We start from the raw sequence: 13,549 nt of genomic DNA on the forward strand, positions 1-13,549 counted from the left end.
GCTGTTCTTCACCCATACCTCGGAGACACGATCATGGCCCTGCCTGCTGAGCCCGCCGACTCGCTCGCCTTCGCCGCCGCGCTGGACCTCATCACGAAAGTCGAACCGCGCGTCGCCGAAGCGATCCGGCAAGAACTCCAGGACCAGCGTGAAAGCCTCAAGCTGATCGCCAGCGAGAACTACGCCTCGCCCGCCGTGCTGGCAGCGATGGGGAACTGGCTGAGCGACAAGTACGCCGAAGGCACCATCGGCCGCCGCTTCTACGCGGGATGCCGCAACGTCGACACCGTCGAGCGCATCGCCGCCGAGCACGCCACGGCCCTGTTCGGCGCAGCCCACGCCTACGTGCAGCCGCATTCGGGCATCGACGCCAACCTCGTGGCGTTCTGGGCGGTGCTCGCCCAACGGGTGGAGGCTCCGGCCCTGGCGCGTGCGCAAGCCCGTCACGTCAACGACTTGTCCGACAGCGATTGGGAAGAACTGCGCCGCGACCTGGGTAATCAGCGGATGCTGGGCATGAGCCTCGACGCCGGAGGCCATCTGACCCACGGCTTCCGGCCCAACATCTCTGGCAAGATGTTCCACCAGGCAAGCTACGGAACCGACCCGGCCACCGGCCTGCTCGACTACGACCACGTCCGCGCCAAGGCCCGCGAGTTTCGGCCGCTCGTCCTCATCGCGGGCTACTCCGCCTACCCCAGGAAGATCAACTTCCGGATTATGCGGGAGATCGCCGACGAGGTCGGAGCCACCCTCATGGTGGACATGGCCCACTTCGCCGGCCTCGTGGCCGGGAAGGTCTTCACCGGCGACTTCGACCCCATCCCGCACGCCCACATCGTCACGACCACGACCCACAAGACCCTTCGCGGCCCACGCGGCGGGATGGTGCTGTGCCAGCCCGAGCTGGCCGACCAGGTCGATCGCGGCTGCCCGATGGTGCTCGGCGGGCCGCTCCCGCACGTCATGGCCGCCAAAGCGGTCGCCCTGGCCGAAGCACGCACGCCCGACTTCGCCCGCTACGCCGAGGCCGTCGTCGCCAACGCCCAGGCGCTCGCCGAGGGCCTGCGACGACGGGACGTCACCCTGGTCACCGGCGGCACCGACAACCACCTCGTCCTGCTCGACGTCTCCACATTCGGGCTGACCGGACGGCAAGCCGAAGCCGCCCTGCTCGACGCGGGCGTGGTCACCAACCGCAACGCCATCCCGCGCGACCCCGCCGGCGCCTGGTACACCTCCGGCATCCGTCTCGGCACTCCCGCCCTGACCACCCGAGGCCTCAACCTGGCCGACATGGACCGCATCGCCCACCTGATCCACACGGTGCTGGCCAGCACCCAGCCCGCCACCACGCCTGACGGCAAAGCCTCGCCGGCCAAATACACCTTGGACGCCAAGGTCCGCGACCAGGTCAGAGAGGAGGCAGCCGACCTGATGACTGGGTATCCGCTCTACCCGGCGATCCACCTGGGATGATCCAGGCGGTTGGGGAGCGGCATCCGGCCAGGAGCGACCGGGCTCCCACGTATCGACCGTCCACGCCCACCACGCCGCCACCACAGTGGCGTGGTGGCGACATGCCCGCCCGCTCTCCGCATCACGGCCTCCACGAAAGCGGGAGCGGTTCCAATGTCCGGTAGATGCCCGGTTGCTGCCCTGGTCCGGGTCCTTACCGGAGGCGAAACTTAAGTCAGCCCGGCTTTCGGGTCAACACAGGCCGGACATGAGTCTGCGCTGTGAGATCGGAAGAGGGAGACGACCATGCGAACGAAAATCATGCGGATTGGGCAAGTGACCATCGCTACCGCCGCGACGGTCATAGCTATGACCGCACCTGCAGAAGCACACTCGTTTAGAGTGGGAAACGAGATGGGCTTCGCAGAGATCAACTCCAACCACACGACCCTGACTGTCTGCAGAGTGCTCGGAAGCTGGCCCGATTCAGACGTCTGGGGCTCGGTTAGGTACAGCGGCGGCACTATCATCCGTTATGATGCGCCCACGGTCAGCGGCTTGTGTTACCCCCACTCCCTAAGGGCCAACCCCACCGATGTCAGGTACTGCTGGCGGCCTTCAGGGGGAAGCAACCAATGTACGGCGTGGAGGGGCGAGTGACCTCTCCTGCAGTTTCTGTCCTTCTTGGTCCATGAGGTTGCGGACCTTGACCGGTTGCGCCACCTTGCCTCCGGGCCACCGGTCAAACATGGTCAGGACTAGCTGCGCAAACACGAAAAGCGCCCCGCTCCTCCACAAGGGAGAAGCGGGGCGTACCCGTTTCGATTGACGGCTTACCGCTGCGAGTCAGGCAGGTCCGGCCGCGGCGTGTGCCGGGCCTTGAACCCAGCAAGGGCCGCCAGCGCAGTGGGCACCAGCGGCAGCGTGATCGCCTCCACCCAGTCGGGCAGGAAAGCGATCATCGACGCGTCGGCAGAGACTGCCTGCAGCACCGCCATACCGGCGACACCAGCGAGGTAGGACGCCAGGCCCATAGCCTTAACCTTGGTCTCGACGGGCGGCTTGGAGTAGGTGACCTGGGGATCTGCGTGCATATGCCCCTCCTTCGGGACAGCCCGCCACCTCGGCGGGAAGTTTCAACGGAAAGATCAGGCGCGGGGCGGCCACGACCATTGGCCGTGGTCCGTGCCCTCGGACCGCGACGTCGCCCAGTAGCTGTGGTTGCCGTCCAGGAACACCTGGAGGTTCACGGCCGTCCCGGCGCCCTCGAAGGTGCGCGTGATGATCGCCGGGAAGACGTCGCCGAGCTTGACAGGGGAACGGACGACGCCCTGGCCTCCGAACGACTGCATCGACTCTAGGTTGATCATGCTGACGTCATGGCCGGACAGCTTGTAGTGAACGATCCGGCCGATCGTCGGCGTCGGAGTCGTCTCGGTAGGGGTGGACACGGGGTGGCCTCCTTAGAAAGGATTCAGGCTGATAGCGGGACCGCTATCAGCGGTTGAACATGGCGATCTTGGCCATCGACACCTTCTCGACGACCGCCGTGGCGATGTCCTCGCGCGGGTTGATCACCCGGAGGCGGAGCTGGTTCTTGGTGTTGAGCGAGAACTGGCCGCCCACGGACTCCTCGACCCGGCCGTTGACGTCGGCGCGGAAGCTCAGCCGCCAGGCGTCATCCTCGAACTGCTTTCCGTCGCGGCTGTAACGCGACCACGCCACGTCGATCTCCGCGCCCGGTGCCAGACCGCGGACCTTCACCAGGCCGTCCACGATGCACCAGCGAGATGCCTGCGACAGGACTGCGGTACCGTCCGCGCCGTGTGCGTTCGGGTCGTCGGTGTACTCGGTGTGCCAGCGCACCGCCAGTTCGTCGCCGGCCGGGACGCTCTGGTCCTCACCGGCTCCCAGAGAGATGACCTCGGGCATGTCTTCCTCCTGCTGATTGATGGGCGTTCCGGGGCTCTTGAGCAGCGCGGCGACCCGCGACCGGAACGTGGACATGTTGAGGCTGTGCGGGTCGGGCTTTTGGGTGTTGACTTCCTTGTGGCCACGGACGCTGGAGGCGGGAACCCCGAACTCCCGACACAGCTCGGCGCACAACGCGTGATAGGCGTCGATCTGCACGCTTGGCCACGGCGTGTGGCCGTCGTTCTCGGCCTCGATGCCGAGCGACGTGCTGTTCATGTGGTGCGGACTGGTGCTCGGCGCGTTGTGCCAGCACCGCCCGGCGGCGACGACCCAGATCCGACCGGTGTGCTGCAGCCAGACGTGGCTGAGCGGCCCGCTCAAGCCCGGCCGTCCGTTCACGACGACGCCCCGGTCATTCCATCCGGCGGTGTGGTGGCACACCACGCCCTCGACGGAGGGCTGCGGCCCGTGCCCGCGGGTCTTCCACCCGCCTACCTCTGTTACTGGGAAGCCCGTCTTGCGGGCGACGTCGGCGAGTTGCGTAAGCCACGGCATGTCAGGTGTCCCCCTCGGAACTGTCTGCGGGCACGGCGAACACACCGTGCTCAGTAGGAAATGCGATCAACGGGTCAGCCGCGGGTGAGCTGGATCAGCGCGATCACCGCGCCCGCCACAGCGACCATGACGGTGACGACGGCGATGATTTGTCGGGTCCGCTCGGCAAGCTGGCTACGCGTCACGGCCTCCCGTTCCACCATGTCCAGCCGGGACTCCAGCGCCGTGTGCCGGGTGTCTGCGACTCCCCGGTCCTGCTCAACCCGCTGCGCAAGCTTCGCGTGCTGATCGTTCACCTGTTCGAGCTGCTGCAGAAGGAGCGCAATCTGCCCGTTGACCTGGGCAAATCCCACCTCGACCAGGCGGCGCAACTCGGCCAGCGACAGCGCGAGATTGGGAACCTCATCCACTGGCCACCGGCCACGGCTTGCGCCCCATCCACGTCGCCACCCGCTTCGTCATCCGGATCGCCCGCACCTTCACGTGTGACCCTGTTATCCCTTCCATCAGGCCGCCCCGGTCGCGGCGGCGTACTCACGGCGGGCGGCAGCAACCTCGGCACGTTTACGGGCCAGGGCATGCTTGTCGAACACAACCGTCGAGCGGATCAGGTCCAGCGGATCCGTTGGCGCCGCCAGGATGGCGGCCGCCTCTGCCTCCGCCAAGCCCGCGCGATGGAGGGTCCTGGCCTTGGCTGCTGCCGAGGACTGCGCGAAGGACACCACTCGGACCTTGGTTTGCTTCAGCTCCTCGATCCGTGCCAGCAGCGACTGGCGGGCGTCGTCGATCGTGGGCGCGTTCCACAACGTGACCGGCTCTGGCTCGGCCTGCGCACTGGCGGCTGCGGCGGTGAGCCGCGCCGCGCCCAGTGCGCTGGAGACGGCGAGTTCCCGATCCCGACGTGGGACGGGCAGGAACGGCTGGTGAAGTGCAATGTCGAGCAGTTGATCAATATCATCAGGGGGGATGTTGTACTCGGCCGACAGTGATTCCATCAGCTCGGTCGGCATCACCTGGAGGATCTTCACCCCGTCTGGGCGGAGTAGGTCCAACGCCCAGTAGGTGGTTCCCTCTTCGGCCTGGCACAGCCGCACCTCGGTGATGACCCACTCGGCGACCTCTTCTGCAGCGGCAGTCTCGGGCAGAGCGGTCATGTCCGGAAGACCCAAAAGAACACCTCTTTTCCGTAGTTGGTTCGGTTGGTGGCGTCTGGATCGACCTGCCAGTCCACGTCGAAGGAGCTGAAGGTGTTGTTCGACAGGCACCAACGGAAGTTCGGTACAGCGTCGACGGCGTGCTTCACTCCGGCGACGGGGTTCGGCACGGTCAGCAGCGTCGTCGGGTAGTTGATGCGCATGCCGCCGTAGTCGTTCCCGACGGTGAGGCGGCCGGTGAGGATCCCCCAGCGTGGGCCGGCCGTGAGGTGGTTCCAGCGGCCGACGTGGGTGGTGCGCGGCCCGTAGCCGTAGTCGGAGAACTCGAAGTAGTTCTCGTCCTCGCTGCCCGAGCCGTACCAGCCGACCTTCGTGCCGGAGTCACGCAGTTCCATGAACCCGCCGTTGGCCTGAGAGGAGCCGCTGTAGCGGTACTTCACCTCGAACAGGGACGCCGACTGCACCAGCGTGAAGCGCCGCCCGGCGGAGTCGGCCGACCCGACGATTTCGATGCCCGTGCCAAACGACCCACCTGCGGTAATGGAGGCTTGGCCGCCACCGGAGGAGGTGAACCGGACCTCCGGCAGGCTCGCACCGGGCGGGGCAACCTCGATGCGCTGCCCCGAGGAGGCAGTCCGCAGGTAGGCGCCCGTGATGGTGCCACCGGTGATGGATTTGCCGGTGATCGCATCGGCCGCGATCTTCGCTGCCGTGATCGCGTTCGCCTGGATCTTGTCGGCTGTGACCGCATTCGCCGCGATATGCGCCGCCTCAATGGCTCCCGCCTGGATCTTGTCGGCCTCGATGGCGTTGGCCTTGATGTGCCCGGCCTGGATCTCCAGCGCCCGGATCAGACGGCCGGTGATCGAGTCGGCGGTGATTTTCGCGTCGCCGGGGATCGTGCCGTCGATGATGTGCTCGGCCCCGTTGATCACCTTGCCGATCACGTCGGTGTCCACGAGCGGCACCGTGGCGATCGCCCCGGCCGCTGTCGGCGCTGACTCGTTCCCCGACCGGTCGACTGCGGTCAGCCACACCTCGCGGGCCTTCCCGTACGGCTGATCCGGAATCACCACGACACCGGCCGCCGACAGATACCCGACCTCGGCCGCGCCCGGCGCAAGCGGATCCTGCATCCACACGCGGACCCGCTCAAAGTCGGTCGGCATCGGCACGCTGCCAGCACCCAGGCCGTCCCACGCAACATGAATCACGCCAAGCCGGGTCGTCACCGTCGGCTCGGACGGCACCGGAGGCGGCGTCGCGTCATCCGGCATCAGCTTCACTACCTGGTCGGAGAAGACGCCCTTAACTCCGGCCGAAGTCGCGCGGACCTTCCACGCATACTCCCAGCCGACCACCAGCGGCGAGACCGTCGCCGTGGTGTCACCGGACGCGGTCTGCGCAACCAGCAGCCACAGCTCCCCCACCTGGTTGCGGCGGGCGTACACCTCGTACCCGTCGATGTCGAGCGCGACGCCTGCGACGTCGGCGGTGACCGGGCTCCACGTCACCGTGGCCTGCCCACGTGCGTACCCGTGCTCATCCAGGTACGCGGCCGCCCCGACGACAAGTCCTTGCGGTGCGGCCGGAGTACGGTTGTTCGTCTCCGGGGCAGGCTCGCCCCCAGATCCGCCCGACCCTATCCCGCCATCGAGAATCCCGGCGGCCTGCCTGGCCAAGCGGATCTCGCGCTCCAGAAAACGATCATTCAAGACGACGTTGCCGCCGACCTGGCCATCCTTGTCCACCGACAAGGTGATCTGCCGCAGACGCAGCGACTCCATCGCCCCGCCATCGCCCGGCGCGAGCAGATAGTCCCCCGGCTGGTAATGCTCGAACGGCAGCCACCGCGCGAGGTCGAACATCAAGCCGCGGGTGACCTGCACCCGCTCACGGGCGACCCGATCCAACGCGTTCTGGCCCAGCAGCCTCGCCGTACCCACATCTGAGACGCCGCTCTGCGCCTGGTAGGTCTCCCACCTACCCCACGGTGCGACGGCGGCCGAGTTGTTCACCTCCACCGACAGGCCAGCTTCGCCACCGATCAGGATGGCCGACACCGCATCCTCCAGAGTCCCCGTGTCCGGGGCCTCCGTGATGTCACGGCCGTACCGCAAATCCACCGGGTCACGCCCAGAGGCGAGGTCAGTGCCGAGCACCGTGTCCGGATTGAAAACCTGCAAGGTGCGGCCCTGCATCCGCCAATCAAGGACGCCCTGCTCACTCAAATTGATCAATATGCTGAGCAGGTCCTTGCCAGGCTCGATCGCCAGCGTCAACCGCCGCGTGCTGTCCCACTCCTTGTTGTCGCTGTCGCGGGTGTCGGAGAAGGTGTGGGTCAGGAAGCGCAGCGCACCGCGCGCCTGCGCCTCCTGGATGAACGTCGCGAGGATCGCCCCGGCGCTGACCGCATTGAACTGGCGCTTGCCGTCCACCATCGCGCCGTTCGGGTACAGCACGATCTTCCGCAGCATCCACGCCCAGCCGGGCAGCTCGTACGACCTCGCCCCCGCCCGGTCCGTGCTGTCCCCGCCCCGCTTGATCCGCAGGAACCTCGCGTTCGGCGGCTCGACCCAGCTCCCGCCCTCCACCGCGTACTCCACCGCGACCTCGCAGTAGTTGGCGATGACCTCAGCGTTCAACCCGCCAGCCGGGTAGCTCAGCTTCAGCGACGGCACATCGTTCAGCGGGTCGCCCAGCTCGAAACCGCTGTGCTGCGGCAGCACGCCCAGACGCGGCCCATTCGGCGCGTGCGCCACCAGCCGTAGCGCGAACTTAGCGGGCTCACCTGGGATGATTATCTGCATCGCTGGTCCCCCTCAGTTCGTTGATCTCGTCGCGCTGCTGGTCCACGGCCGCCGACAGGACGGCGTTCTCGTATGTCAGCTCCTCGATGCGGCGGCGCAGCACCGCGATGATCCGTGCGGGCTCGACCACCAGGTCCTCCATCACGCCCCCGACTGCAGGAGCGCCCGCTGCTGCTCAAGCCGTACAGCCGCGACCTTCACCGGGTCGATCCGCACGTGCGACCTCAGCGGGGCGAGCACGTCGGCCGCCTTCCGCGCGGCTGCCGTACGGGCCTTCGGCACGGTTGTCTCGACCGTCGCGTGGTCGCGTTTGCACCGCTCGACCCGCTCCAGCACGGCGGCGCGGGCCTCGTCCGCCGACATCTGCCACGGGTTGGGCTCGGGCAGGTTCGGCTCGTAGATCGGGTGAACGGCGCGGTGCATCAGCATGTCGATCGCCTCGTCCGTCGAGGCCAGTCCGCACGCCACGGCGGCGGACTCGATCGCCACCTTCGGCAGGAACACCCCGACCGTGACCCCATCGGCCACCCGGGTCAGCGTGATCTCCCACGCCTCGATCCGCCCGGACTCGTCGGCCGTGTTGATCACCTCCGTAACCTTCCAGCTGTCCGGCACTGCGTCACCTCCAGGCCCAGATGTGGAACGTCCGCGTTGGCGGCGAGGTCCCGGCGGACGGGTCGAAGAAGAACAGGTCGCTGTTGGTGCGGCTGAAGAGTTGCATGGTCGTGGTCTGCTCGGCGGTGAACGTGACCTTCGGCACGGTCGGGAAGGAGAAGCCGAGAGCCACCTGGTAGTAGGTGGCGCCCCTGGACACCGTGACCGACAGCATGATCAGACCGGAATCGGCGGCGTACAGCCACGTCCCCCGGTGAAACGTGCCCGTTTGGTCGAACACGAGGAGCTGGTCCTGCTGCGTCGGGTGCATCCACCCGATCGACGCCTGCCCCTCGACCGCCGAAACCGCGCCGCCGCGCTGCTCCCCGTTCGACGGGTTCAGGATGGCCGCCTGCCAGAAGCCGGCCGCGTGGGTGAGGCGGCACATCGCGGTGCTCGCCTGGTTGGTGCCCGACTCCATGACCAGCGTTGCCTCCCCGGTGAAGCGGGAGCCGTCGCTGTAGATGCGCGACTGGTTCGTGCCGCTGCCCGGGATGAAGCGGATCTCCGGGCTGGCCGCGCCCGCGGGGTTGACCACGATCCGCGCCCCGGTCACCCCGGACGCGAGCTGACCCACGATGGACACCGCGCCAGTGGCTGCCGAAATACTCGCGGTCTGCTGCCCGGAGCCGTTGAACGCCACCAGGCCCGAGCTGTTGAGCTCGACCCGCGCCCCGGACGCGCTGCCCGCGATGACCCGCGTGGACAACGTGAGTACTGCGGCGAGCTTGTCGGCCACCACCGCGCCGGCAATGATGTGCTCGGCCTCGACCGACCCGGCGGCCAGCTTGTCGGCAGTGACTGCATTTGCAGCCAGCGCGCCCGTCGTGATGCTCTGGTTGGCGGCGTCGCCCTGGACGAGCTGCACCGCGGCGATCGTTGCCGACGCGGACGGGGCCGATTCGTTGCCGGACCTGTCGATGGACGTGAACCGGAACTGCCGGTCCGCGCCGTACGGCAGGTTCGGCACGAGGATCGCCCCGGCCTCGCCCAGGACGCCGATCTCCGACCAGCCGGGCACGAGCGGGTCCTGCATCCACACGCGGACGTGCAGGAAGTCCGGCGGCATCGGCACCGAGCCGACGCCGAGCCCGTTCCACGTGGCCCGGACCACGCCGAGACGCGTGGAAAGCTGCGGGACGGTGGGCACTGGCGGCGCTTCGTCGTCGTCGGGGATCGTCACCGCCACCTCGGGCGAGAATGCTCCGACCTGGCCGAGGTTCACCGCCCGAACCTTGAAGACGTACGACTCGCCGATGACGAGCGGCGAGTACGTCGCCGTGGTGTCGCCCGCCTGGGTCGAGGTGACGAAGAACCACGGCGCCCCCTCCTGGTTGAGCCGCATGAACAGCTCGTAGCCGCCCACGGTCAACGCGACCCCGCCGACATCGGAGGTAACCGCGCCCCACGAGACCGTCACCTGTCCATGCGGCAGGCCGTGTTCGTCGATGTACGGGAGCGGGTTCACGATCAGCCCGGCCGGGGCCGCCGGCGTGCGCGGCTCGGGAGCTTTCGGGGTCGGTTGCGCCCCTGAACCTCCGTCCGTCGTCGATCCTCCGACGATCCCGGCCGTCCGCCTGGCCAGCCGGATGTCGCGCTCCAGGAACCGGTCATGCAGCACCAGCGACCCACCGAGCACGCCCGTCGAGCTGCGCGCCAACGTCACCTGCCGGACTCGCAGCGACTCCAGCGCTCCGCCGTCCCCCGGCGCGAGCACCCGGTCACCTGGCTGGTAATCCTTCAGCGGCAGCCAGCGTGCGCCGTACAGGACGATGCCACGTGTCCGTTGCACCCGCTCGGCCCCGGCGCGCTCGAGCGCGGACTGCGCGAGGATCGTCGCAGTCCCCTCGTCGGAGACGCCGCCAGCGCCGACGTACTGCTCCCACGGCCCCCACGGCTGGATGGCCGCAGGGTTGGTGTACGTCTTGACGAGCCCGTTGTCGCCGACGACCAGCACCGACGACGCCGTGTCCTCCAGTGTGCCCTCGTCGGGCGCTTCGGCCACGTCGCGCCCGTACCGCAGATCCACAGGCGCGGGCCTGGATGCTAGGTCCCTGCTCAACGTCGTGTCGGCGTTGAACACCTGGACAGTGCGGCCGGACATGCGGAAGTCGCACACGCCCTGCTCGGCGAGGTTCTGCAGCGCCGTGAGAGCGTCCATGCCCGGCTGGTAGTAGATCGTGATGACCTTGTCCCACGCCTGGCCTGCGCTGTCCTCCTCGGGGGTGAAGTCCCATTGAAGGCCCGGCACCACGCCCCGGCCCTTGGCCTCGGCGATGAACGTCTGCAGGATCGCCCCCGCCGTCGCCGAGAGAAACGGCCTCTTGCCGTCTACCAGCGGGACCACCCCGGGATAGAGCACGATCTTGCGGAGCATCCACACGAAGCCCGGTAGCTCGAACCCGGCTAGCCCGGTAGCGTCGGAATCATCGCCGCGGCGCTTTATGCGCAGGAACCGAGAGTCCGGCGCTTCGGTCCAAACCGTGCCGTCCACACTCCACTCAACGGCGACCTCGCACGGCTGATCGAGCAGGGCCGATCCGATCGCCGTGGTGGTGTATCCGAGCTTCAGGGACGGCACATCGTTGAGCGGCCAACCGGCCTCGATCGTCAACGGGTGCGGGAGCACGCCGAGCCGGTCGCCGAACGGGCTGTAAACAACGAGGCGAAGATCGAACATCTGTGCCCCCCTGCCTGAGTGCGAGACATGGGGCACAGATGGTTCTCTCCTACACGGCAGAGAACCCGTTTCACCCTGTTCTGTTAGCCGACACGGGATTTCGTAAGAGCCTATGGCGGCCAGCGCTTATCGATGGCTCGCCATAATGACCAAGAGAGCGATGATGCCCAGGATTGAGACTATGACCCCAAACGGGCCCATGTCCTCCCACGCAGTCGGCGTGCGACCCTTATCAGACCTTTCGGTTAGCCTCCGGACCATCTGCTGGTGCTCATAATCCCGTTGGTTCTTGCGCATCCTGTCGATGTCATCGAAGGGCACTGGAGCTGTCCCCCTTCCGCTCGATGCCACTGGGTGCAACAACCATGGCACAGTAAGTCATCACTTGGGGGTAATACCGTCGTTCCATTCTTCCGTCGCCCGAATGATCCCGACCTGCGATAATCGTGCCCATCGTGACCACTCCACCTCACAGCCCCCGATCTACGTCCATGTGACGCCGCGCGGGCCGCATCTCATGATCCCGGCGGTGCGCCGCCGGAGTTCGACGCCGACGACCTACTCGCGGAACGGCTAACCGCCGCAGCTATCTGCAGCAGGGCAAGGACCTACAGTTACTGGGTTGAGCGACACACCGAGATTTCAGGACCACCAACGTTGCACCATTCCAAGCATGGGATCGGAAAGCCAGTTGACAACAAAACCAAGCAAAAACGCCAGGACCAGAAAGATGATTTGCTGAATTAGCCCCGAGCGGCGATTTCCAGTAAACTGCTTTCGCAATACCTTGTTAAGCGCCTCGACTTGTTCCGGAGTTAGCGAGGCAAGCCGCTCCTGACCATCCACCTTTTCGCTGAGCTCTTTGAGTGCAGCCAGCCGCTCTTCGAGATAGAGTTCAAGCTCACGCGATACCTCTTGCGCCTCGCGAACCATGGTCTGCAACCCCTTGGCTCGCTGTGTCAATATCGACTCGCGCCGCTTAACCCGCTCTTTTCGGCGAGCCAACAGTGCAGAAAGTCCCGAGAATGCGCCCCATCCAAAAGCGCCGACGACCACGAGCCCTACAGGGACCCCAAAAAGTACCCACCCAAAGTACTGGTCGAATAACTTATCGAACTCTGGCCCCTCCGTGGCATGGCCCGTCGCCCATGCCCAAATTAGGATGATAAGCGGCGCGCCGAGGAAAAACCACGCGGCAATACCGCCGCCCCACCACCAGCCCTCACTGCTACTTCCATCCGAAGAGACGACTTCGGGATTCTCACTAGGCGCATCCGAGGACGGAGTCGCCGACGAACTGCCAGACGGACGCGCTTCGTCCGGGGATGAAGTCATTCCTATAGAATGCGGCCCGCAACAGCCTGCGACAAGCCGACTCTGTGAGATGTCATTCAGGCGTGGTGATTGGGAATGCCGCTGAGTTGTCCTGGTACGGAACGTGCAAGATCACCGGGTCACAGGAAGGCGCGCTTCGCCTGGATCTCCGCCTTTGACGAGGCGCCCGTGCCCGTGGCCGATGTGGAGACCAGTACCGCGCGGGAGAACGGATCGGCCACCGCAACGGACGGCGTCAGATGGAGCCACCGGAACTGCGAGCCGGGACCGATCGCGTCGATCTCCCCCGTCACGTCGTTCCCGGCGGCCAGGTCCCACGTATCCGTGGTCACGACTGCGGCTTGCATCCGGCCGCAGTCAATCAGCAGCCGCTCCCCCGCCAGCAGACCACCCGGACGCAGCGCCCAGCCGCCGGTGGCGACGTCTCCGATGGACGGTTGCACGGCCGGGCCGGTGAACCGTAGCAGCGCGTCCGTGATGGGCCCGGTCGAGTTCGCGAGCGTGGTCACCGGTTGGGCGAGCTGGTTGGGCGCGCCCGTCCAGGTGGACTCGGATTCGTCCCGCCATAGCGCGCCCGGCACCTCGACTACGGCCGTGAGCCGGGCGGTCGCAGCACCGGTATTGACCTCCGGCTCGGACGCGGCGGTGATCGTCACGTCGGCGACGCGCACGAGGTTGCCCGCCTGGTAGCGCAGCTTCATCAGCCGGTGCCGCGTGCCGAGGAGCGCCGACAGCGCCTCCAGATTGCGCTCCATCTGCTCGTAGCCGCCATCCGCCCCCGAAGGAGTGGCCGACGCGACCTTGAACGTTAGGCCGAACGTCGTGGCCTCCAGGTCGAGACCGACAACCGGGATGTCACCGTGCCTGCCCGGCACGCTGACCTTCACGGCCCGCGCGCCGGGCAAGGGCCTGCGCTGTGTCCCCTTCTTGGTCCGCCAGCAGCCGGCCGGGTGGTCCAGCGGCACTCCGTCGAGTGAATAGCTCGGCAC

The 13,549-nt window shown here is 66.9% G+C and carries 13 protein-coding genes; 2 read left to right on the forward strand and 11 right to left on the reverse strand.

All coding sequences use genetic code 11. The features are described from left to right. The first annotated feature begins 33 nt into the window (after window positions 1–33). The gene (locus tag KLK06_RS53810; RefSeq protein ID WP_214643644.1) at window positions 34–1,479 is read left to right on the forward strand and encodes a glycine hydroxymethyltransferase; all 1,446 of its coding nucleotides are present in this window, start codon (window positions 34–36) and stop codon (window positions 1,477–1,479) included. 812 nt (window positions 1,480–2,291) lie between these two features. Here the strand turns inward: KLK06_RS53810 and KLK06_RS53815 are convergent. From KLK06_RS53815 to KLK06_RS53840, 6 genes are all read right to left on the reverse strand, one after another. Next, window positions 2,292–2,552: a hypothetical protein gene (locus tag KLK06_RS53815; RefSeq protein WP_214643645.1), complete on the reverse strand. Its 261-nt coding sequence runs from the start codon at window positions 2,550–2,552 to the stop codon at window positions 2,292–2,294. A 54-nt stretch (window positions 2,553–2,606) separates the two neighbouring features. Beyond that, window positions 2,607–2,909: a hypothetical protein gene (locus KLK06_RS53820; protein WP_214643646.1), complete on the reverse strand. Its 303-nt coding sequence runs from the start codon at window positions 2,907–2,909 to the stop codon at window positions 2,607–2,609. A gap of 46 nt (window positions 2,910–2,955) precedes the next feature. Next, window positions 2,956–3,927, reverse strand: coding sequence for a peptidoglycan recognition family protein (locus tag KLK06_RS53825; protein ID WP_214643647.1), 972 nt, complete (start codon window positions 3,925–3,927; stop codon window positions 2,956–2,958). Window positions 3,928–4,001: 74 nt separating this feature from the next. Beyond that, entirely contained in the window at window positions 4,002–4,337 is a 336-nt protein-coding gene (locus KLK06_RS53830; RefSeq protein WP_214643648.1) for a hypothetical protein, read from the reverse strand. Window positions 4,338–4,433: 96 nt separating this feature from the next. Beyond that, window positions 4,434–5,081 (reverse strand): hypothetical protein, encoded by a 648-nt coding sequence (locus KLK06_RS53835; RefSeq protein WP_214643649.1) that lies wholly within the window; start codon window positions 5,079–5,081, stop codon window positions 4,434–4,436. Beyond that, window positions 5,078–7,522: a fibronectin type III domain-containing protein gene (locus KLK06_RS53840; protein ID WP_214643650.1), complete on the reverse strand. Its 2,445-nt coding sequence runs from the start codon at window positions 7,520–7,522 to the stop codon at window positions 5,078–5,080. Before KLK06_RS53840 ends, KLK06_RS53835 begins: the two co-directional genes overlap by 4 nt. Here KLK06_RS53840 and KLK06_RS53845 point away from each other — a divergent pair. Next, window positions 7,509–7,703 carry a hypothetical protein gene (locus KLK06_RS53845; protein ID WP_214643651.1) on the forward strand — a complete coding sequence of 65 codons (195 nt, stop codon included), beginning with the start codon at window positions 7,509–7,511 and terminating at the stop codon, window positions 7,701–7,703. The two genes, KLK06_RS53840 and KLK06_RS53845, sit on opposite strands and share 14 nt — an antisense overlap. Window positions 7,704–7,868: 165 nt before the next feature. On the opposite strand, the gene KLK06_RS53850 is transcribed toward KLK06_RS53845, so the two are convergent. From KLK06_RS53850 to KLK06_RS53870, 5 genes are all read right to left on the reverse strand, one after another. Further along, window positions 7,869–8,036, reverse strand: coding sequence for a hypothetical protein (locus KLK06_RS53850; protein WP_214643652.1), 168 nt, complete (start codon window positions 8,034–8,036; stop codon window positions 7,869–7,871). Continuing rightward, window positions 8,033–8,506, reverse strand: a complete 474-nt coding sequence (locus KLK06_RS53855; RefSeq protein WP_214643653.1) for a hypothetical protein — start codon at window positions 8,504–8,506, stop codon at window positions 8,033–8,035. The genes KLK06_RS53850 and KLK06_RS53855 overlap by 4 nt, the downstream gene beginning before the upstream one ends. A 4-nt stretch (window positions 8,507–8,510) precedes the next feature. After that, window positions 8,511–11,225 carry a fibronectin type III domain-containing protein gene (locus tag KLK06_RS53860; protein ID WP_214643654.1) on the reverse strand — a complete coding sequence of 905 codons (2,715 nt, stop codon included), beginning with the start codon at window positions 11,223–11,225 and terminating at the stop codon, window positions 8,511–8,513. 642 nt (window positions 11,226–11,867) lie between these two features. Next, window positions 11,868–12,560, reverse strand: coding sequence for a hypothetical protein (locus KLK06_RS53865; protein ID WP_214643655.1), 693 nt, complete (start codon window positions 12,558–12,560; stop codon window positions 11,868–11,870). Between the two features lie 119 nt (window positions 12,561–12,679). Beyond that, on the reverse strand, window positions 12,680–13,549 hold the full coding sequence (locus KLK06_RS53870; RefSeq protein WP_214643656.1) for a phage tail family protein: 870 nt from the start codon (window positions 13,547–13,549) through the stop codon (window positions 12,680–12,682).

It is taken from the genome of Nonomuraea sp. NEAU-A123, from assembly GCF_018603905.1.
Lineage (GTDB): Bacteria > Actinomycetota > Actinomycetes > Streptosporangiales > Streptosporangiaceae > Nonomuraea.